The sequence below is a fragment of the Pseudacidovorax sp. genome (assembly GCF_017991995.1).
Lineage (GTDB): Bacteria > Pseudomonadota > Gammaproteobacteria > Burkholderiales > Burkholderiaceae_C > Xenophilus.
The window spans coordinates 76,613-95,177 of record NZ_JAGOPN010000014.1; the positions used below are offsets into that span (position 1 = coordinate 76,613).

Genomic DNA, 18,565 nt, shown 5'->3' on the forward strand with positions numbered 1-18,565 from the left:
CCTTACCAGGCGCGGGCGATCTCGCCGAAGCCGTGCGGGGCCTGGCGCGTGTCCTCGAAGGTCACGATCTCGTAGGCATCGGAGTGGGCCAGCAGTTCGCGCAGCAGCTTGTTGTTGAGCGCATGGCCCGAGCGGAAAGCGCTGTAGGCCGCCAGCAGGGGCTTGCCGACGATGTAGAGGTCACCCATGGCGTCCAGGATCTTGTGCTTGACGAACTCGTCGTCGTAGCGAAGGCCGCCGGCATTGAGCACCTTGTGGTCGTCCATGACGATGGCGTTGTCCAGCCCGCCGCCCAGGGCCAGGCCCTTGCTGCGCATGTACTCGACTTCCTTGGTGAAGCCGAAGGTACGCGCGCGGGCGATGTCGCGGGCGTACTGGCCCACGCTCAGGTCGAACTCGTAGCGCTGGCCGGTGGCATTGACCACGCGGTGGTCGAAGTCGATCTCGAAGCTCAGTTTGAAGCCGTGGTAGGGCTCCAGCCGGGCCCACTTGAGGTTGTCGCCCTCACCCTCGCGCACCTCCACGGGCCGCAGTACGCGGATGAAGCGGCGCGGCGCCTTCTGCAGTTCGATGCCCGCGCTCTGCAGCAGGAAGACAAAGGACGATGCCGAGCCGTCGAGGATCGGCACCTCGTCGGCCGTGATGTCGATGTAGAGGTTGTCCAGCCCCAGGCCGGCGCAGGCCGACATGATGTGCTCCACCGTCTGCACCTTGGCGCCGCCGGTGGAAACCGTGGACGCCAGGCGGGTGTCGGTCACCGACTCGGCCCGCATGGGGATGTCCACCGGCTCGGGCAGATCCACCCGCCGGAACACGATGCCCGTGTCCGCCGGCGCGGGCCGCAGCGTCAGCTCCACGCGCTGTCCGCTGTGCAGGCCGACGCCCACGGCGCGGGTGATGGACTTGAGGGTTCGTTGTTGCAGCACGGCGCGGATTGTAATTTTGGCCACCCCGCGCCAACCCCACTCTTCGGCCTATGACCGTGATAGCCGTAAGGAGGCGTAAGTGCCCTGCCGCAGATGCAGACGCAACGAAGCGCCATGCGTCGCTCGACACATGGCGTCGGGTTTGCACCGCAGCCGCAGGCTGCCGGTGCCTTCAGTCGAGCACAGGACGACTGATGGTGCAGCGGGCGTAGCGAGCGGTCCGAGGTCGCATCGAGCATCGCAGCCGTACTCAGGTACGGCGAGAAGCACAGATGCGAGATCGGGCCGCGCAGTAGCCCGATGCGCCGTCAGTCAGCTTGGCGGCGGAGGAAGGCGGGGATCTCGAAATCGTCCATGCCGCCAGAAGACAGCGCATCCACCTTGGCAGCAGCCATCGTGCGGTTCGTGCGCCACACGCTGGGCACCGCCATGCCGTCGTACTTGGCCTGGCCGGCCGCGCCGGCGGCCACGCCGTTGGCCAGCGCGCCGCCCAGCGTCGGGACCTGGAAGGCCACGTTGTCGGTGCCGGTGCGGATGACCTGCAGCTCGGGCTGGCCACGGCCGGCGGCCGGGCGCGACAGGCCGGTGGCCACCACCGTGACGCGCATGTCGTCGCCCAGGCTGTCGTCGTAGGCGGCGCCGTAGATCACGTTGGCCTCGGGCGAGGCGTAGGCGCGGATGGTGTTCATCGCCAGCTTCGACTCCGACAGCTTCAGCGAGGCCTTCGAGGCCGTCACCAGCACCAGCACGCCCTTGGCGCCGGACAGGTCGATGCCTTCCAGCAGCGGGCAGGCCACGGCCTGCTCGGCGGCGATGCGGGCGCGGTCCGGGCCGTTGGCCGAGGCGGTGCCCATCATGGCCTTGCCGGGCTCGCCCATCACGGTGCGCACGTCCTCGAAGTCGACGTTCACGCCGCCGTACTCGTTGATGATTTCCGAGATACCGCCGACGGCGTTCTTCAGCACGTCGTTGGCATGCGCGAAGGCCTCGGCCTGCGTCACCTCGTCGCCCAGCACTTCGAGCAGCTTCTCGTTCAGGATGACGATCAACGAGTCGACATTCGCCTCGAGTTCGGACAGGCCCGACTCGGCGTTGTTCATGCGCTTGCCGCCTTCCCAGTCGAAGGGCTTGGTGACCACGCCGACGGTGAGGATGCCCATCTCCTTGGCCACGCGGGCGATGACGGGCGCCGCGCCGGTGCCGGTGCCGCCGCCCATGCCGGCGGTGATGAACAGCATGTGGGCGCCGTCGATGGCGGTACGGATCTCGTCCACCGCCGCCTCGGCCGCCTCGCGGCCCTTGTCGGGCTTGCCGCCGGCACCCAGGCCGTTGTTGCCCAGCTGGATCAGCTTGGGCGCGCCGCAGCGGTTGAGGGCCTGGGCGTCGGTGTTGGCGCAGACGAACTGCACCCCCTGGACGCCCCGCTCCATCATGTGGGAGACGGCATTGCCGCCGCCGCCGCCGACACCGATCACCTTGATCTGCGTGCCTTGGTTGAACTCTTCGACTTCGATCATTTCGATGGGCATCATGAACTCCTGGATCCTTGCAGTTGCTGCTTGACTGACGTTGCTGTTGTTGTCTGGGGCGTGGTGGTGGAGGAAGAGGTCGAGGCTTCCTGCGGTGGCGGCGGCCCCGTACGCCGCCATCGCTCGTTGAAATGGATGAGGTGGAGCCGAGGTGCTGCGTGGCGCATCAGAAATTCCCCACGATGAAATCCTTGAATCGGCCGAAAGCCGTCTTCACTGAACCATTTTTTTGCGCGACCTTGTAGCCGCGCATGCGTGCATGACGGGCTTCTTCGAGCAGGCCCATGACGGTGGCGGCACGCGGCTGGGCCACCATGTCCGACAGGGCGCTGGCGTACTTGGGAATGCCGCGGCGCACCGGCTTGAGGAAGATGTCCTCGCCCAGCTCGACCATGCCCGGCATGACGGCGCTGCCACCGGTGAGCACCACGCCGGACGAGAGCACTTCCTCGTAGCCCGACTCGCGCACCACCTGCTGCACGAGCTGGAAGATCTCTTCCACGCGCGGCTCGATCACGCCGGCCAGGGCCTGCTTGCTCAGCATGCGCGGGCCGCGGTCGCCCAGGCCGGGCACCTCGACCTGCGTCTCGGGGTCGGCCAGCAGCTGCTTGGCGAAGCCGTTCTCGACCTTGATGTCCTCGGCGTCCTTGGTCGGCGTGCGCAGCGCCATGGCGATGTCGCTGGTGATCAGGTCGCCGGCGATCGGGATCACGGCCGTGTGGCGGATCGCGCCGTTGGTGAAGATGGCCACGTCGGTGGTGCCGGCGCCGATGTCCACCAGGCACACGCCCAGTTCGCGCTCGTCCTCGGTCAGCACCGCCAGGCTGGACGCCAGCGGGTTCAGCATCAGCTGGTCCACCTCCAGGCCGCAGCGGCGCACGCACTTGATGATGTTCTCGGCCGCGCTCTGGGCGCCGGTGACGATGTGCACCTTGGCCTCCAGGCGCATGCCGCTCATGCCGATCGGCTCCTTCACGTCCTGGCCGTCGATCACGAATTCCTGCGGCTCCACCAGCAGCAGGCGCTGGTCGCTGGAGATGTTGATGGCGCGCGCCGTCTCCACCACGCGGGCCACGTCCGTGGTGCTGACCTCGCGGTCCTTCACGGCCACCATGCCGCTGGAGTTGATGCCGCGGATGTGGCTGCCGGTGATGCCGGTGTAGACGCGGCCGATCTTGCAGTCGGCCATCAGCTCCGCTTCCTTGAGCGCCTGCTGGATGCTCTGCACAGTGGCGTCGATGTTGACCACCACGCCGCGCTTGAGGCCGTTGGACGGTGCCACGCCCAGGCCGGCGAGCTTGAGCTCGCCGCCCGGCAGCACCTCGGCCACCACCGCCATCACCTTGGCGGTGCCGATGTCGAGTCCGACGACCAGGTCCTTGTAGTCTTTGGCCATGATGTGTGAGTGTTCCCTCGGGGCTCTCGTTCGTTCTGTCTGTCTGTACGTCGGACCTAGCGCCGCCGGGCCGCGGCGGCGGCAGGTGCATCGGCCGAGACGGTGGTGACGCCGCGGATGCGCACCGCATAGGCGTCGGCATGGCGCAGGTCGGCGCTTTCGATGGATTCGATGCTGCGGCCGTACTGGGCGGCCACATGGCGGGCGCTGAGCAGGAAGCGCCGCACGCGCGCCACCACCTCCTCGGGCGTGCCGCGGCCGATCTCCACGGTGGCGCCGGAGTCGAGCACCGCCTGCCAGCCACCGCGGGTGGACAGCCGCAGCTCGGTGAGCTTCAGGCCGCTGCCGTCGAAGGCCGGAGCCAGCTCGCGGTACATGCCCAGCACCTGGCTGGCCTGGTCATCGGGGCCTTCCAGCCGCGGCAGGTCGTCGCCGGCCTCGTCGGTGTTGGCCTCGAAGACCTCGCCGTAGGTGTTGATCATGCGGGACTCGTCCTCGGCGCCCCACAGCGCGGCCGGCACATGCTCGGTGAGCGTGGCGCGCAGCGCGTTCGGGAACTCGCGCCGCACCACGGCCTTGCGCACCCAGGGCACCGACTCGAAGGCCACGCGGGCGCGCTGCAGGTCGACCGTGAAGAAGTTGCCGGCCAGCTGCGGCGCGACGTTGGCCCGCAGGGTGATCGGGTTGTTGTGCGTCACGTCGCCGTCCACACGGATCACGCCCAGCGGCAGGAAGGGCTGGCGCAGCACCCACCAGCCGCCGGCGGCGAGCAGCATCAGCCCGCACAGCGCGTACAGGACGGTCGCCGTGAGGTTCATGAGGCGCACGTCCAGCGGGACTGCGATGCCGTCGGCCATGGGTCAGGCACCTTCCTTCGGGACGGGCCGGGTGTCCAGCGCCGCCTGGGCCAGGATGCGCAGGCACAGCTGCTCGTAGCTCAGGCCCGCGGCGCGCGCGGCCATCGGCACCAGCGAATGGCTGGTCATGCCGGGCGAGGTGTTCATCTCCAGCAGGAAGGGCTGGTGGTCGCGCGCACGCACCATGAAGTCGGCCCGGCCCCAGCCGCGGCAGCCCAGGCTGCGGTAGGCGGCGATGGCCAGCTGGCGCACCTGCGCCTCCAGCGCATCGGGCAGGCCGGCGGGGCAGTGGTACTTCACGTCGTCGGTGAAGTACTTGTTCTGGTAGTCGTAGGCGCCTTCGGGCGCGGCGATGCGGATCACCGGCAGCGCGACGGCGCCGGCGCCCGTGCCGAGCACGGCGCAGGTCAGCTCGTCGCCGTCGATGAATTCCTCGCACAGCACCTCGGGGGCGTAGCGCGCGGCCAGCTGCACGGCCTCCTGCATCTGCGAATAGCCCTGCACCTTGGTGACGCCGATGGACGAGCCTTCGTGCGGCGGCTTGACGATCAGCGGCAGGCCCAGGGTGTCGGGCACCTCGCGCACCCGCTCGCGCGCCTGGCCGTCGGCCTGCAGCAGGACATGGCGCGGCGTGGGCAGGCCCTCGGCCAGCCACACGCGCTTGGTCATGGTCTTGTCCATGGCCACGCTGGAGGCCATCACGCCCGAGCCGGTGTAGGGAATGCCCAAGAGCTCGAGCGCGCCCTGCACCGTGCCGTCCTCGCCGTGGCGGCCATGCAGCGCGATGAAGCAGCGGTCGAAGCCTTCGTGGCGCAGCTCGGCCAGTTCGCGCTCGGCGGGATCGAAGGCATGCGCATCCACGCCCAGCGAACGCAGCGCCTGCAGCACGCCGGAGCCGGACATCAGCGACACCTCGCGCTCGGCCGAGCGGCCGCCGAAGAGCACGGCGACCTTGCCCATGGCGGCCACATCGGGCAACGGGGGAAAGGCGAACTGCGGGTTCATGCAGGCTGTCCTTGTTGCTGAGCGCGCTCCACCACCTGACCCGCCACGGCACCGATGGACCCGGCACCCATGCACAGCACCACGTCGCCGTCGCGGGCGTTGTCCAGCACTGCCTGCGGCAGTGCCCGCACGTCGTCGACGAACACCGGCTCGACCTTGCCGGCGACGCGAAGCGCCCGCGCCAGGCTGCGGCCGTCGGCGGCCACGATGGGTGCCTCGCCAGCGGCATAGACCTCGGTCAGCAGCACCGCGTCGGCACCGCCGAGCACCTTGATGAAATCCTCGAAGCAGTCCCGCGTGCGGGTGAAGCGATGGGGCTGGAAGGCCAGCACCAGCCGCCGTCCCGGGAAGGCGCCGCGCGCGGCCGCGATGGTGGCGGCCATCTCCACCGGATGATGGCCGTAGTCGTCGATCAGCGTGAAGCGCCCGCCGGTCGCGGCAGCCACTTCGCCATAGCGCTGGAAGCGCCGGCCCACGCCCTTGAACTCGGCCAGTCCGCGCTGCACCGCCTCGTCGGGCAGGCCCAGCTCGACCGCGATGGCGATCACCGACAGGGCATTGCGCACGTTGTGCTCGCCCGGCAGGTTGAGCACCACCGGCAGGTCGGGCAGCACCACGCCGTTGCGGCGCTGGGCGGTGAAGTGCATCTGCGCGCCCACGGCCCGCACGTCGATGGCGCGCACCTGCGCGTCCTCGCTGAAGCCGTAGCTGGTCACGGGGCAGGTCACCTGCGGCAGGATCTGGCGGATGGCCGGGTCGTCCACGCACAGGATGGCCGTGCCGTAGAAGGGCATGCGGTGCAGGAAGTCGACGAAGGCCTTCTGCAGCCGGCCGAAGTCGTGGCCGTAGGTGTCCATGTGGTCGGCGTCGATGTTGGTGACGACCGCCATCACGGGCAGCAGGTTGAGGAAGGAGGCGTCGGACTCGTCGGCCTCGACCACGATGTACTCGCCCTGACCCAGCCGTGCATTGGCGCCGGCGCTGTTCAGGCGTCCGCCGATCACGAAGGTCGGGTCCAGCCCCGCCGTCGCCAGCACGCTGGCAGCCAGGCTGGTGGTGGTGGTCTTGCCATGGGTGCCGGCAATGGCGATGCCGCTGCGCAGGCGCATCAACTCGGCCAGCATGAGCGCCCGCGGCACCACCGGAATCTTCTTCGCGCGGGCGGCTATCACCTCGGGGTTGTCGGCCTGCACAGCGGTGGACGTGACCACGGCATCGGCACCGGTGATATTGGCGGCGTCGTGGCCCACGAAGGTGCGGATACCCAGGCCGCCCAAGCGGCGCAGCGTGGCGCTGTCGGCCAGGTCCGAGCCAGAGACGCCGTAGCCCAGGTTGAACAGCACCTCGGCGATGCCGCTCATGCCCGAGCCACCCAGGCCGACGAAATGGATGTGGCGGATCGCGTGCTTCATGGCTTGACCAGCTCCTCGCAGGCCAGGGCCACCTGGGCCACGGCATCGGTCTTGCGCATCGCGTATGCGCGCTGCGCGCGCTCGAGCAGCTCGGCACGCGTCGTTTTCTGGATCAGGTCGGACAAGAGTTCAGGTGTCAGATCGGTCTGCTGCACCAGCCAGGCGCCGCCGGCGTCCGCCAGGAAGCGGGCGTTGGTGGTCTGGTGGTCGTCGACCGCGAAGGGAAAGGGAACGAAGAGCGCGGCGGCTCCGACCGCGGCGATCTCGGTCACGGTGCTGGCGCCGGCACGCGCCACGATGAGGTCGGCCGCGGCGAAGGCCTCGGCCGTGTTGTCGATGAAGGGCACCAGCTCGGCCTCGACGCCGGCGGCGGCGTAGTTGGCGCGCAGCTCGTCGATCTGTTTCTCGCCGCTCTGGTGCAGCACGACGGGCCGCTCGGCCGGCGCGATGCGCGACAGCGCCTGCGGCACCACGGTGTTCAGTGCCTTGGCACCGAGGCTGCCGCCCACCACCAGCAGCTTGAGCGGGCCGCTGCGGCCTGCGAAGCGCTCGGCCGGCGCGGCCTGCGACAGGAAGGGCTCGCGCAGCGGGTTGCCCACCCAGGCGGCATTCGGCAGCACGTCGGGGAAGGCGCTGAAGCAGCGGTCGGCGATGCGCGCCAGGACGCGGTTGACTAGGCCGGCCACGGAGTTCTGCTCGTGCAGCACCAGCGGACGGCCACGCAGCACGCCCATCATGCCGCCCGGAAAGCTGATGTAGCCGCCCAGACCGACCACCACGTCGGGCTGGACGCGGCCCACGGCCTGGAAGCTCTGCCAGAAGGCGCGCAGCAGCCGCGCCGGCAGCAGCGCCAGCGTGAGGGGGCCCTTGCCGCGCACGCCACCGAACTGGATCGGCTCGAAGGCAAAGCCGCGCGGCGGCACCAGACGCTCTTCCATGCTGCCGGGCGCACCCAGCCAGTGCACCCGCCAGCCGCGGGCGCGCAGCTCTTCCGCCACGGCCAGGCCCGGGAAGATGTGACCACCGGTGCCGCCGGCCATGACGAGCGCGGTGCGGGCGCCGGTCATACGCGGCCTCCGCGCATCAAAACCCGGTTCTCATAATCGACGCGCAGCACCACCGCCAGCGCCACCACGTTCATCAGGATGGCCGAGCCGCCGAAGCTCATCAGCGGAAGCGTCAGGCCCTTGGTGGGCAACGCACCCAGGTTCACGCCCATGTTGATGAAGGTCTGGAAGCCCATCCACACGCCCACGCCCTGCGCGGCCAGGCCGGCGAAGACGCGGTCCAGCGCGATGGCCTGGCGGCCGATGTGCATGATGCGGCGCGTGAGCCAGAGGAAGAGCGCGATGGCCACCAGCACGCCGACGAGACCCAGCTCCTCGCCGATCACGGCCAGCAGGAAGTCGGTGTGCGCCTCAGGCAGCCAGTGCAGCTTCTCGACGCTGCCACCCAGGCCGACGCCGAAGATCTCGCCGCGGCCGATGGCGATCAGCGAATGCGAGAGCTGGTAGCCCTTGCCCAGCGCATGCTCCTCGCTGAACGGGTCGAGGTAGGCAAAGATGCGCTCGCGCCGCCACGGGCTGGCCGCCACCATGGTGGCAAAGGCCACGACCACCAGCATGGCGATCAGGAAGAACATGCGCGCGTTCACGCCACCCAGGAACAGGATGCCCATGGCGATGATGGCGATCACCATGAAGGCGCCCATGTCGGGTTCGGCCAGCAGCAGCATGCCCACCACCACGACGGCCACGCCCATGGGCAGCACGGCGCGGAAGAAGCGCTCCTTGATCTCCATCTTGCGCACCATGTAGCTGGCCGCATAGAAGACCATGGCCAGCTTGGCCAGCTCGGAGGGCTGGAAGCGCATGAAGCCCAGCGGGAGCCAGCGGCGCGCGCCGTTGACGTTGATGCCGACGTGCGGGATCAGCACCACCACCAGCAGCAGCAGTGCCACCACGAAGAGCCACGGCGCCGTGCGCTCCCAGGTACGCATGGGCACCTGGAAGGCGATCAGGCCAGCGACAAAGGCGAACACCAGCGAGATGGCGTGGCGGATCAGGTGATAGGACTCGCTGTAGCCGCCGACGCGGTTGAAGCGCGGGTTGTCGCCCATGGCGATGGAGGCCGAGAACACCATCACCAGGCCCCACATCAGCAGCGCGATGGTGACCCACACCAGCGGCTGGTCGAAGCCGGCCACACGCACCGGCGCGGCGCGGGTCTGGGCGATGTCGGCGCCACCCAGGCGCACCGGCAGGTGCATGGGCAGGGCATCCATGCCGCTCTTGGCGGCACGGCGGAACCAGCCGAAGAAGCGGCTGCCGCCCTCGTTGGGCGTGGCGGCGGGCAGGCGGGCGCTCATTCTGGAATCCTCCGTGCTGCGCACTGCGGATGCGAGCGCCTGCGGAACGGCCGGGCGGCGCTCATTCGTAGGACTCCTCGTCGGCCAGCGCCTCGACCGCCTCGCGGAACACGTCCGCCCGGTGCGCATAGTCGCGGAACATGTCCAGGCTGGCGCAGGCGGGCGACAGCAGCACAGCGTCGCCGGGCTGGGCCTGGTCGGCGCAGAGGCCGACGGCCTCGGGCAGCGTGGCGGCGGCGAGCAGCGGCACGCCGGTCTCGGCCAGGGCCTCGCCGACGGCCGGGCCGTCGCGGCCGATCAGCACCACGGCGCGCACGTACTGGCGCACCAGCGGCGCCAGCGGCGAGAAGTCCTGGCCCTTGCCGTCGCCGCCCAGGATGACGACCAGCTTGCGCTCCAGGCCCAGGCCCGACAGTGCAGCGGCAGTGGCACCGACGTTGGTGCCCTTGCTGTCGTCGAAGTATTCGACCTCGTCCACGATGGCGATGGGCTCCACGCGGTGCGGCTCGCCACGGTATTCGCGCAGGCCGTAGAGCATGGGCGCCAGCGCGCAGCCGGCGGCGCTGGCCAGCGCCAGGGCGGCCAGGGCGTTCAGCGCGTTGTGCTGGCCACGGATGCGCAGCGCATCGGCGGGCATCAGGCGCTGCAGGTGGATCTCTTCCTGCGCCGCGGCGCCGCGGCGCCGCTTGAGGGTCTCGTCGGCCTCGTGCGCGCGCACCAGCCAGGCCAGGCCGTTGACGCGCTCGATGCCGTAGTCGCCCGGACGCTGCGGCAGGTCGGCGCCGAAGGTCACATGGGCGCGCAGCTGCGGCCGCTGCAGCCGGACCTTGACTGGCGCCGGCAGCATGCCCATCACACGGACGTCGTCGCGGTTGAGCACCATGAGGCCGGTCTGGCCGAAGATGCGCGCCTTGGCGGCGGCATACGCCTCCATGCCGCCATGCCAGTCCAGGTGGTCCTGGGTGACGTTGAGCACCGCGGCGGCAGTGGGCTCGAAGCCCTGCACGCCATCGAGCTGGAAGCTGGAAAGCTCCAGCACCCACACCTGCGGCAGGGCGTCGGCATCCATGCGTTCGGACAGCGTATCCAGCAGCGAGGGGCCGATGTTGCCGGCCACGGCCACGGTCTTGCCGGCGCGCTCGACCAGCTGGCCGGTGAGCGAGGTCACCGTGGTCTTGCCGTTGGTGCCGGTGATGGCCAGCACGGCGGGGCGGTAGCCGGGCTCGGGCGCGGGGGGCGGGGCGATGGGCAGGGGGGCGGGCGCCTCGTCGGTCGGCTCCTCCTCCGCGGCGGCATCGTCGGACGCCACTGCCGAGGGCAAGACCGCGGCTTCGCCGTCGCCGAGGGGCTCAGCGGCGACGTCCGCGACGGCCTCTGCCGCGTCGGTGGAGGACGCGGGCACGGCAGCGGATGCCTCGGCATCGCCGGGCACATCGGGCGCGGCATCTTCCACGATGGCGTCTTCGCCGGGCGCTGCCTCCGGTGGCAGCCGCAGGTCGGCCAGCGCCTGCGCGAACAGGTCCAGCTCGCCGCCCACCGGCAGTCCGATGGCGCGCGCCGCGTCGATCACGGGCGCAATGGTGGCAGGCGCCAGGCCCGGCGAGCGGTAGACGGCGCGCACCGGCTGCCCCTCGACCAGCGCGGCCGTGAGCGGCCCACCGACGAAGCGCACCTGCGGCAGCTCGGCGGCCAGCGTGGCCAGTTGCGGCGGCGCCTCGCGCGTGTCGGCCACCGTGACATGCGCACCATGGCGGGCGCACCAGCGCGCCATGGCCAGGCCCGAGGCGCCCAGGCCCAGGATCAGCACATGCAGGTCGGCGAGATGCTTCATGGTCGTCCCGGCCTCAACGCAGCTTGAGCGTGGACAGGCCCACCAGGCACAGCAGCATGGTGATGATCCAGAAGCGGACCACGACCTGCGTCTCGCGCCAGCCGGACTTCTCGAAGTGATGGTGCAGCGGCGCCATCTTGAGCACGCGACGGCCTTCGCCGTACTTGCGCTTGGTGTACTTGAACCAGCTCACCTGGGCCATGACCGAGATCGCCTCGACCACGAAGATGCCGCCCATGATGAAGAACACGATCTCCTGCCGCACGATCACGGCCACGGTGCCCAGGGCACCGCCCAGCGCCAGCGCGCCCACGTCACCCATGAAGACCTGCGCCGGATGGGTGTTGAACCACAGGAAGGCCAAGCCCGCGCCCGCCATGGCCGAGCAGAACACCAGCAGTTCGCCCGCGCCGGGAATGGAGGGGAACAGCAGGTAGCGCGAGTACATCGCATTGCCCGTGACGTAGGCGAACACGCCCAGGGCCGAGCCCACCATCACCACCGGCATGATGGCCAGGCCGTCCAGGCCGTCGGTGAGGTTCACGGCATTGCTCGCCCCGACGATCACCAGGTAGGTGAGGATGACGAAGCCGATGCCGCCCAGTGGATAGCTGATCTCCTTGAAGAAGGGCACCAGCAGGTTGGTCTTGGTGGGGAAGTCCATCGCGAAGCCGGAGCGCACCCAGTTGCCGAACAGCTCCAGCACGCGCCAGTTGGAACTCTCGGAGATGGAGAACAGCAGGTAGAAGGCCGCCACCAGGCCGATGAGCGACTGCCACATGTACTTCTCGCGCGATCGCATGCCCTCCGGGTCCTTGTTGACCACCTTGCGCCAGTCGTCCACCCAGCCGATGGCGCCGAAGCCCAGCGTCACCCACAGCACGATCCAGACGAAGCGGTTGGACAGGTCGAACCACAGCAGCGTCGCGATGGCGATGGCGAACAGCACCAGCACGCCGCCCATGGTGGGCGTCCCGCTCTTGGCCAGGTGCGTTTCCATGGCATAGCCGCGCACCGGCTGGCCGATCTTGAGGGCGCTCAGCCGGCGGATCACCGCCGGGCCGGCGGCCAGGCCCACCACCAGCGCGGTGAGGGCAGCCATCAGCGCCCGAAATGTCAGGTACTGGAAGACGCGCAGAAAGCCGAGTTCGGGCGACAGCGTCTGCAGCCATTGGGCCAGGCTCATCAGCATGGGCGGGCGTCCGTGTCATGCGGCATGACCGGCTCCTTGTTGTTGTTCGAGCCGGCGGCGCTGGCCACCAGGGCCTGCACCACGCGCTCCATCTTCATGAACCGCGAACCCTTGACGAGCACGCTCGATGCGGCACCGGCCTGGTCCAGCGCCGCGGCGTTGAGGGCCTCGACGGCCTCGAAATGGCGGCCGGCCGCGCCGAACGCCGTCACGGCATGGCGGCTGGCCTCGCCCAGGGCGAACAGCGCGTCGATGCCGCGCTGGCGCGCCCAGTCGCCGACTTCGGCATGGAAACGCGGCCCCTGGTCGCCGACCTCGCCCATGTCGCCCAGCACCAGCAGGCGCGGCCCGGGCAGCTCGGCCAGCACGTCGATGGCGGCACGCACGGAATCGGGGTTGGCGTTGTAGCTGTCGTCCACCAGCGTGAGGCGGCGGCCATCGGTGCGCTGCAGCAGTTGCGCCCGCGAACGGCCGCCGACGGGCTCGAAGGCCGACAGGCCGGCGCCGATGGCCTCGGGCGTCACGCCAGCGGCCAACGCGCAGGCCGTGGCCGCGAGCGCGTTGCGCAGGTTGTGGCGGCCGGGAATGGCCAGACGCGCCTGCACGGTGCCAGCGGGCGTGCGGGCCACGAAGCGCCAGGCCTCACCATCCCAGTCGGCCTCGGCCAGCGACACGTCGGCCTCGGGCGATTCGCCGAACAGCAGGCAGCCGGCACCTGCCGGCACCAGGCCACGCCAGAGTGCCGTGTAATCGTCGCCGTGCGGAAAAACGGCCGTGCCGCCGGCCGACAGCGCCTGCAGCACGCTGCCGTTCTCGCGCGCCACCGCCTCGACCGTCGCCATGAATTCCTGGTGCTCGCGCTGCGCGTTGTTGACCAGCGCCACCGTCGGCCGCGCGATGGCGGCCAGCCGCGCGATCTCGCCCGGATGGTTCATGCCCAGCTCGACCACGGCCAGGCGATGAGCGGGCCGCAGGCGCATCAGCGTCAGCGGCAGGCCGATCTCGTTGTTGAAGTTGCCCTGCGTCGCCAGGCTGGCCTGCGGCTCGGCGGCGCGCAGGATGGACGCGACCATCTGCGTGACCGTGGTCTTGCCGTTGCTGCCCGTCACCGCCACCAGCGGCAGCGTGAAGCGGGCGCGCCAGCCGGCGGCGATGGCGCCCAGCGCGGCCAGGGTGTCGGGCACTTCCAGGCCCTGGAGGCCCAGCGGTGCCAGCCGGCCCGGCTCGGCCACGGCGGCGATGCCGCCCTGGGCCTGCACCTGCGGCAGGAAGTCGTGCGCGTCGAAGCGCTCGCCGCGCAGCGCGACGAAGAGGTCGCCCGCGGCCAGCGTGCGCGAGTCGGTGTGCACCCGCGTCACCGCGCGGCTGCCCTCACCCACCACGCGCGCACCCGGCACCCAGCCGGCGGCCTCGGACAGCGTGAACAGAGATTCCATCGAAGCGTTCATGCCGACCGGCTCCTGGCGCCAAGCGCCGCCTGCGCCTGGGCGCGGTCGGAAAAGGGAAATCGCCGGCCGGCGACTTCCTGATAATCCTCGTGGCCCTTGCCGGCCAGCAGGACCACGTCCTGAGCGGCGGCTTCATCCAGGGCCTCGGCAATCGCTGCGGCACGGTCGATCACCACCCGCGCGGCCTGCGGCACCGCCAGGCCCGCCACGATCTGGTCGACGATGGCCTGCGGCGATTCGCTGCGCGGGTTGTCGCTGGTGACGACGACGCGGTCGGCACCCCGCTCGGCGATGGCACCCATCAGCGGGCGCTTGCCGGGATCGCGGTCGCCGCCGCAGCCGAACACGCACCACAGCCGGCCGCCGCGCGACTCGGCGAAGGGGCGCAGCGCGGCCAGCGCCTTCTGCAGTGCATCGGGCGTGTGGGCATAGTCGACCACCACCAGCGGCAGGCCGGCGTCCGCTGCGACCACGTCCATGCGGCCGGGCACGCTGCCGAGGCGCGCGCAGGCGGCGGCCGCGTCGCCCAGCGGCAGGCCGAGCGCGCGCAGCGTGCCGATCACGCCAAGCAGGTTGGCGACGTTGTACTCGCCCACCAACGTGGTCGAGACCATGGCCTGGGCGCCGCCCTGCTCCACCACCTGGAAGCGCAGGCCCTGCGGACCGTGGCCGGCCTCGATGGCCGACAGCCGCGCGGGCGCGCCTGCGGCCGAGCAGGTCCACAGCTCGACCAGCGCGGTGTCCAGCAGTTCGCCCGCGAGGCGGGCGCCCCGCGGGTCATCGATGTTGACCACGGCCGCACGCAGGCCCGGCCAGCGGAACAGCTCGGCCTTGGCGGCCCAGTAGGCCGCCATGTCGCCGTGGTAGTCCAGGTGGTCCTGGGTGAAGTTGGTGAAGACGGCCACGTCGAAGTGCAGGCCGTCCAGCCGACGCTCGGCGATGCCGATGGAGGAGGCCTCCATGGCACAGGCCTTCACGCCCTGGCCGAGCAGGTCGCGCAGCGCGCGGTGCAGCGTCACCGGGTCGGGGGTGGTGAGGCCGTTGTAGTCGACGGCCGGAGGCACGCCGATGCCCAGCGTGCCGGCGACGGCGCAAGGGCCGAAGGCGCTGCCTGCCAGGGCCTGGGCCAGCCACCAGGCCGTCGATGTCTTGCCGTTGGTGCCTGTCACGGCCAGCAGCGTCATCACGTCGGCCGGCCGGCCGCACCAGGCCGCGGCGATGGGACCGGTCGCGGCCTTGAGCCCCTCGTAGGCCGCCACCGCCGGCTCGTCGGCGAAGTCGTAGGCCTCGCTGCCCTTGGCCTCGACCAGGCAGGCGGCGGCACCTTGCGCCAGCGCCGCACGCACGAAGCGCCGTCCGTCGGTGGCGGCGCCCGGCCAGGCGATGAAGCCGTCGCCCTCGCCCACGGCGCGGCTGTCCACCTGCAGCTGTCCGCGAACGCGCGCGGACAGCCAGGCGGCGGCCTCGTCGGGGGAGTGGAGACGGTGCAGCGCCATCAGAAGCTCTCGTCCACGCCCTGGGTGAGCACCAGCGGCTTGACGGCCAGGTCGGGCGCGACGTTCATCATGCGCAGCGTCTGCTGCACCACTTCGCTGAACACCGGGCCGGCCACGGTGCCGCCGTAAAAGTTGCCGTCGCTCGGCTCGTCGATCATGACGCCCACGATGATGCGCGGCTTGTCGATGGGCGCCATGCCGGTGAACCAGCCGCGGTACTTGCCCGCCGCGTAGCCCTTGCCGACCTGCTTGCGCGCGGTGCCCGACTTGCCGCCCACCGAGTAGCCCACGGTCTGCGCCAGCTGGCCGGTGCCGCCGGGGCCGGCGGCCATCTGCAGCATCTTGCGGATAGACGCCGCGGTGGAGGGCGAGAACACGCGCACGCCCGGCGGCTCCTCGTTGCTCTTGAGCATGGTCAGCGGCAGCACCTTGCCGTCGTGCGAGAAGGCGGTGTACGAATGGCACATCTGCAGCAGCGAGGCCGACAGGCCGTAGCCGTAAGCCATGGTGGCCTGCTCGACGGGCTTCCAGGTCTTCCAGGGGCGCAGGCGGCCAGGCGCCGCGCCGGGGAAGGTGATCTGCGGCTTCTGGCCGTAGCCCAGCGCGGTGTAGGTCTCCCACATCTCGCTGGGGCTCATCTTCTGGGCGATCTTCAGGGCGCCGACGTTGCTGGACTTCTGGATCACGCCCTCCACCGTCAGCACGCCGTAGTTGTGGGTGTCGCTGATGGTGAAGCCGCCGATCTGGTAGCGCCCGGGCGTGGTGTCGATGATGGTGCTGGGCTTGACGCGCCCGGCCTCCAGCGCCATGGCCACGGTGATCGGCTTCATGGTCGAGCCGGGCTCGAAGGTGTCGGTGATGGCGCGGTTGCGCAGCTGCTCGCCGGTGAGGTTGCGACGCTTGTCGGGCACGTAGCTCGGGTAGTTGGCCAGCGCGAGCACCTCGCCGGTCACCGCGTCGAGCACCACCACGCTGCCGGCCTTGGCCCGGTGCTTGGTCACGGCGTCGCGCAGCTTCTGGTAGGCGAAGAACTGCACCTTGGAGTCGATGGACAGCTGGATGTCCTTGCCGTCCAGCGGCGGCACGCGCTCGCCCACGCCCTCGACCACACGGCCCAGGCGGTCCTTGATCACCCGCTGCGAACCGGGCTTGCCGCCCAGGTCCTTGTCGAAGGCCAGCTCGATGCCTTCCTGGCCGTGGTCCTCGACGTTGGTGAAGCCCACCACGTGCGCGGCGGATTCGCCCTCGGGGTACTGACGCTTGTATTCGCGCGTCTGGTAGAGGCCCTTGACGCCCAGCGCCGCGATCTCCTTGGCGATGGGCTCGTCGACCTGGCGCTGGATCCAGACGAAGCTCTTGTCCTCGTCGGCCAGTTTCTGGTCGAGGTCCTGCGGCTTCATGCCGAGCAGTTGGGCGACGCGGCGCAGCTTGGTCCGGGTCTCGGGATCGTTGCGATCGATGTCCTCGGGAATCGCCCACACGCTGGGGGCGATCACGCTGGAGGCCAGGATCAGGCCGTTGCGGTCCAGGATGCGGCCGCGGCTGGCGGGCAGCTCGATGGTGCGGGTGAAGCGCACCTCGCCCTGCCGCTGGAAGAAGTCCTGCCCGATCACCTGCACATAGGCGGCGCGGCCGGCCAGCACCACGAAGCCGAGCGCGATGGCGGCCACGATGAACTTGCTGCGCCAGACCGGCGTCTTGCTGGCCAGCAGCGGGCTGGTCGTGTAGCGGACGGAAGGGCCGCGGCTCATCGCGTGCTCCTGGGTGCGGCGGCCGGGGTGCCGGCGGGCACGACGGGGGGCGCCGGCGGCACGGCGGGAATCACCGTTCCGTCCGCCCGCACGTACAGCGTGATGGCGGGCGTGGTGGTGCGCATCTTGAGCTTGTCCTTGACCAGCGTCTCGATGCGCAGCGGCGTGGCCTGAGCACGGCGCTCGACCTGCAGGCGCTCGTATTCGGTCTCGAGCGTGCGGGCCTCGGCCTGCGCGCGGTAGTACTGACCATAGAGCTGGCGCGACTGGTACTGGGTGTGCACCAGCAGCAGCGCCGTGCCGATCACGGCCAGCAGCAGGAGCAGGTTGAGGCGCGTGATCACGAACGTTGCCCCCATGCTCGGCGCTGCGCGTCCTCGCTGCCGCCCGAGGGGGCGCTGGCTTGCTTGGGGCGGCCCGGCACGTCGCCAAGCACCTCCGTGCGCTCGGCCACGCGCAGGATGGCGCTGCGCGCACGCGGATTGGCCGCCACTTCCTCGGCCGAGGGCTTGATGCGCTCGAGCGCACGCAGCTTCATGGGCTTGGGCGCGGCGAAGGGCGCCCGGCGGTCGTAGACCTCCTTGGAATGCTCGGCGATGAACTGCTTGACGATGCGGTCTTCCAGCGAATGGAAGCTGATCACCGCCAGCCGGCCGCCCGGCGCCAGCACCGACAGGCTGGCGCTCAGCGCCTGTTGCAGCTCTTCAAGCTCGGCGTTGATGAAAATCCGAAGAGCCTGAAATGTGCGCGTTGCAGGGTTCTGGCCCGGCTCGCGGGTTTTGACCGCGCCAGCCACGAGCTCGGCCAGCTCGGCGGTGGTTGAAATTGCGCCCCGTTCTTGTCGGCGAGCAGCAATCGCCTTTGCAATCTGAACAGCAAACCGTTCTTCGCCATAGTCACGGATCACCTCTGCAATCTGCTGTGGTTCGGCTGTGGCCAGCCAGTCGGCCACGCTCTGGCCGCGCGTGGGATCCATGCGCATGTCGAGCGGGCCGTCCAAACGAAAAGAAAAACCCCGGGCGGGGTTGTCGATCTGGGGGGAGCTGACACCGAGGTCCATCAGGACCCCGGCCACACTGCCGGGTGGCAGCTCCCCCAGGTGGGCGAAGCCCTGGTGCCGGATGGAAAAGCGCGGGTCGGCGATGGTGCCGGCCTGCGCCACCGCCTCTGGATCCTTGTCGAAGGCCACGAGGCGGGCGCCTGGCGCCAGCCGCTCCAGCAGCAGCCGCGAATGACCGCCGCGACCGAAGGTGGCGTCGACGAAGGTGCCGTCGGGCGCCGGCGCATCGCCGAGCACGGCGCGCACGCCCTCTTCGAGCAGCACGGTGGTGTGGAGGAAGGATGCGGCCATCTG

General features: G+C 70.2%; 15 protein-coding genes. All 15 read right to left on the bottom strand.

Features of this window, described 5'->3' with window-relative positions:
• Positions 1-2 precede the first annotated feature (2 nt).
• The 15 genes from lpxC to rsmH all read right to left on the bottom strand — a co-directional run bounded on the left by lpxC (position 3) and on the right by rsmH (position 18,562).
• Positions 3-926 (bottom strand): UDP-3-O-acyl-N-acetylglucosamine deacetylase, encoded by a 924-nt coding sequence (gene lpxC, locus KBC94_RS18860; RefSeq protein WP_294373443.1) that lies wholly within the window; start codon positions 924-926, stop codon positions 3-5.
• Positions 927-1,234: 308 nt separating this feature from the next.
• The gene (ftsZ, locus tag KBC94_RS18865; RefSeq protein ID WP_043117752.1) at positions 1,235-2,455 is read right to left on the bottom strand and encodes a cell division protein FtsZ; all 1,221 of its coding nucleotides are present in this window, start codon (positions 2,453-2,455) and stop codon (positions 1,235-1,237) included.
• 166 nt (positions 2,456-2,621) lie between these two features.
• Positions 2,622-3,851, bottom strand: coding sequence for a cell division protein FtsA (gene ftsA, locus KBC94_RS18870; RefSeq protein ID WP_017759904.1), 1,230 nt, complete (start codon positions 3,849-3,851; stop codon positions 2,622-2,624).
• Between the two features lie 56 nt (positions 3,852-3,907).
• Positions 3,908-4,708 carry a cell division protein FtsQ/DivIB gene (locus KBC94_RS18875; RefSeq protein ID WP_294373447.1) on the bottom strand — a complete coding sequence of 267 codons (801 nt, stop codon included), beginning with the start codon at positions 4,706-4,708 and terminating at the stop codon, positions 3,908-3,910.
• Between the two features lie 3 nt (positions 4,709-4,711).
• Positions 4,712-5,713 (bottom strand): D-alanine--D-alanine ligase, encoded by a 1,002-nt coding sequence (locus KBC94_RS18880; RefSeq protein ID WP_294373450.1) that lies wholly within the window; start codon positions 5,711-5,713, stop codon positions 4,712-4,714.
• Complete coding sequence (gene murC / locus KBC94_RS18885; protein WP_294373455.1) at positions 5,710-7,125, bottom strand: UDP-N-acetylmuramate--L-alanine ligase; 1,416 nt, start codon at positions 7,123-7,125, stop codon at positions 5,710-5,712. Before murC ends, KBC94_RS18880 begins: the two co-directional genes overlap by 4 nt.
• Positions 7,122-8,192: an undecaprenyldiphospho-muramoylpentapeptide beta-N-acetylglucosaminyltransferase gene (gene murG, locus KBC94_RS18890; RefSeq protein ID WP_294373457.1), complete on the bottom strand. Its 1,071-nt coding sequence runs from the start codon at positions 8,190-8,192 to the stop codon at positions 7,122-7,124. Before murG ends, murC begins: the two co-directional genes overlap by 4 nt.
• On the bottom strand, positions 8,189-9,394 hold the full coding sequence (gene ftsW / locus KBC94_RS18895) for a putative lipid II flippase FtsW (protein ID WP_294373700.1): 1,206 nt from the start codon (positions 9,392-9,394) through the stop codon (positions 8,189-8,191). Before ftsW ends, murG begins: the two co-directional genes overlap by 4 nt.
• Before the next feature lie 160 nt (positions 9,395-9,554).
• On the bottom strand, positions 9,555-11,324 hold the full coding sequence (gene murD / locus KBC94_RS18900; RefSeq protein WP_294373460.1) for a UDP-N-acetylmuramoyl-L-alanine--D-glutamate ligase: 1,770 nt from the start codon (positions 11,322-11,324) through the stop codon (positions 9,555-9,557).
• A 13-nt stretch (positions 11,325-11,337) separates the two neighbouring features.
• The gene (gene mraY, locus KBC94_RS18905) at positions 11,338-12,516 is read right to left on the bottom strand and encodes a phospho-N-acetylmuramoyl-pentapeptide-transferase (protein ID WP_294373463.1); all 1,179 of its coding nucleotides are present in this window, start codon (positions 12,514-12,516) and stop codon (positions 11,338-11,340) included.
• Entirely contained in the window at positions 12,510-13,964 is a 1,455-nt protein-coding gene (murF, locus tag KBC94_RS18910; RefSeq protein ID WP_294373471.1) for a UDP-N-acetylmuramoyl-tripeptide--D-alanyl-D-alanine ligase, read from the bottom strand. The genes mraY and murF overlap by 7 nt, the downstream gene beginning before the upstream one ends.
• Positions 13,961-15,460: a UDP-N-acetylmuramoyl-L-alanyl-D-glutamate--2,6-diaminopimelate ligase gene (locus KBC94_RS18915; RefSeq protein WP_294373474.1), complete on the bottom strand. Its 1,500-nt coding sequence runs from the start codon at positions 15,458-15,460 to the stop codon at positions 13,961-13,963. Before KBC94_RS18915 ends, murF begins: the two co-directional genes overlap by 4 nt.
• The gene (locus KBC94_RS18920) at positions 15,460-17,211 is read right to left on the bottom strand and encodes a penicillin-binding protein 2 (protein ID WP_114801332.1); all 1,752 of its coding nucleotides are present in this window, start codon (positions 17,209-17,211) and stop codon (positions 15,460-15,462) included. Before KBC94_RS18920 ends, KBC94_RS18915 begins: the two co-directional genes overlap by 1 nt.
• Entirely contained in the window at positions 17,208-17,552 is a 345-nt protein-coding gene (gene ftsL, locus KBC94_RS18925) for a cell division protein FtsL (protein ID WP_294373703.1), read from the bottom strand. Before ftsL ends, KBC94_RS18920 begins: the two co-directional genes overlap by 4 nt.
• The gene (gene rsmH, locus KBC94_RS18930; RefSeq protein WP_294373706.1) at positions 17,552-18,562 is read right to left on the bottom strand and encodes a 16S rRNA (cytosine(1402)-N(4))-methyltransferase RsmH; all 1,011 of its coding nucleotides are present in this window, start codon (positions 18,560-18,562) and stop codon (positions 17,552-17,554) included. The genes ftsL and rsmH overlap by 1 nt, the downstream gene beginning before the upstream one ends.
• Between the last annotated feature and the right edge of the window lie 3 nt (positions 18,563-18,565).

Excerpts from the sequence above, each read along its gene's own strand:
- KBC94_RS18915 (WP_294373474.1), bottom strand. The coding sequence starts at position 15,460 with ATGGCGCTGCACCGTCTCCACTCCCCCGACGAGGCCGCCGCCTGGCTG.
- ftsZ (WP_043117752.1), bottom strand. The coding sequence starts at position 2,455 with ATGCCCATCGAAATGATCGAAGTCGAAGAGTTCAACCAAGGCACGCAG.
- mraY (WP_294373463.1), bottom strand. The coding sequence starts at position 12,516 with ATGCTGATGAGCCTGGCCCAATGGCTGCAGACGCTGTCGCCCGAACTC.
- rsmH (WP_294373706.1), bottom strand. The coding sequence starts at position 18,562 with ATGGCCGCATCCTTCCTCCACACCACCGTGCTGCTCGAAGAGGGCGTG.
- murG (WP_294373457.1), bottom strand. The coding sequence starts at position 8,192 with ATGACCGGCGCCCGCACCGCGCTCGTCATGGCCGGCGGCACCGGTGGT.
- KBC94_RS18920 (WP_114801332.1), bottom strand. The coding sequence starts at position 17,211 with ATGAGCCGCGGCCCTTCCGTCCGCTACACGACCAGCCCGCTGCTGGCC.
- murC (WP_294373455.1), bottom strand. The coding sequence starts at position 7,125 with ATGAAGCACGCGATCCGCCACATCCATTTCGTCGGCCTGGGTGGCTCG.
- KBC94_RS18875 (WP_294373447.1), bottom strand. The coding sequence starts at position 4,708 with ATGGCCGACGGCATCGCAGTCCCGCTGGACGTGCGCCTCATGAACCTC.
- murF (WP_294373471.1), bottom strand. The coding sequence starts at position 13,964 with ATGAACGCTTCGATGGAATCTCTGTTCACGCTGTCCGAGGCCGCCGGC.
- murD (WP_294373460.1), bottom strand. The coding sequence starts at position 11,324 with ATGAAGCATCTCGCCGACCTGCATGTGCTGATCCTGGGCCTGGGCGCC.
- ftsW (WP_294373700.1), bottom strand. The coding sequence starts at position 9,394 with ATGCACCTGCCGGTGCGCCTGGGTGGCGCCGACATCGCCCAGACCCGC.
- ftsA (WP_017759904.1), bottom strand. The coding sequence starts at position 3,851 with ATGGCCAAAGACTACAAGGACCTGGTCGTCGGACTCGACATCGGCACC.
- KBC94_RS18880 (WP_294373450.1), bottom strand. The coding sequence starts at position 5,713 with ATGAACCCGCAGTTCGCCTTTCCCCCGTTGCCCGATGTGGCCGCCATG.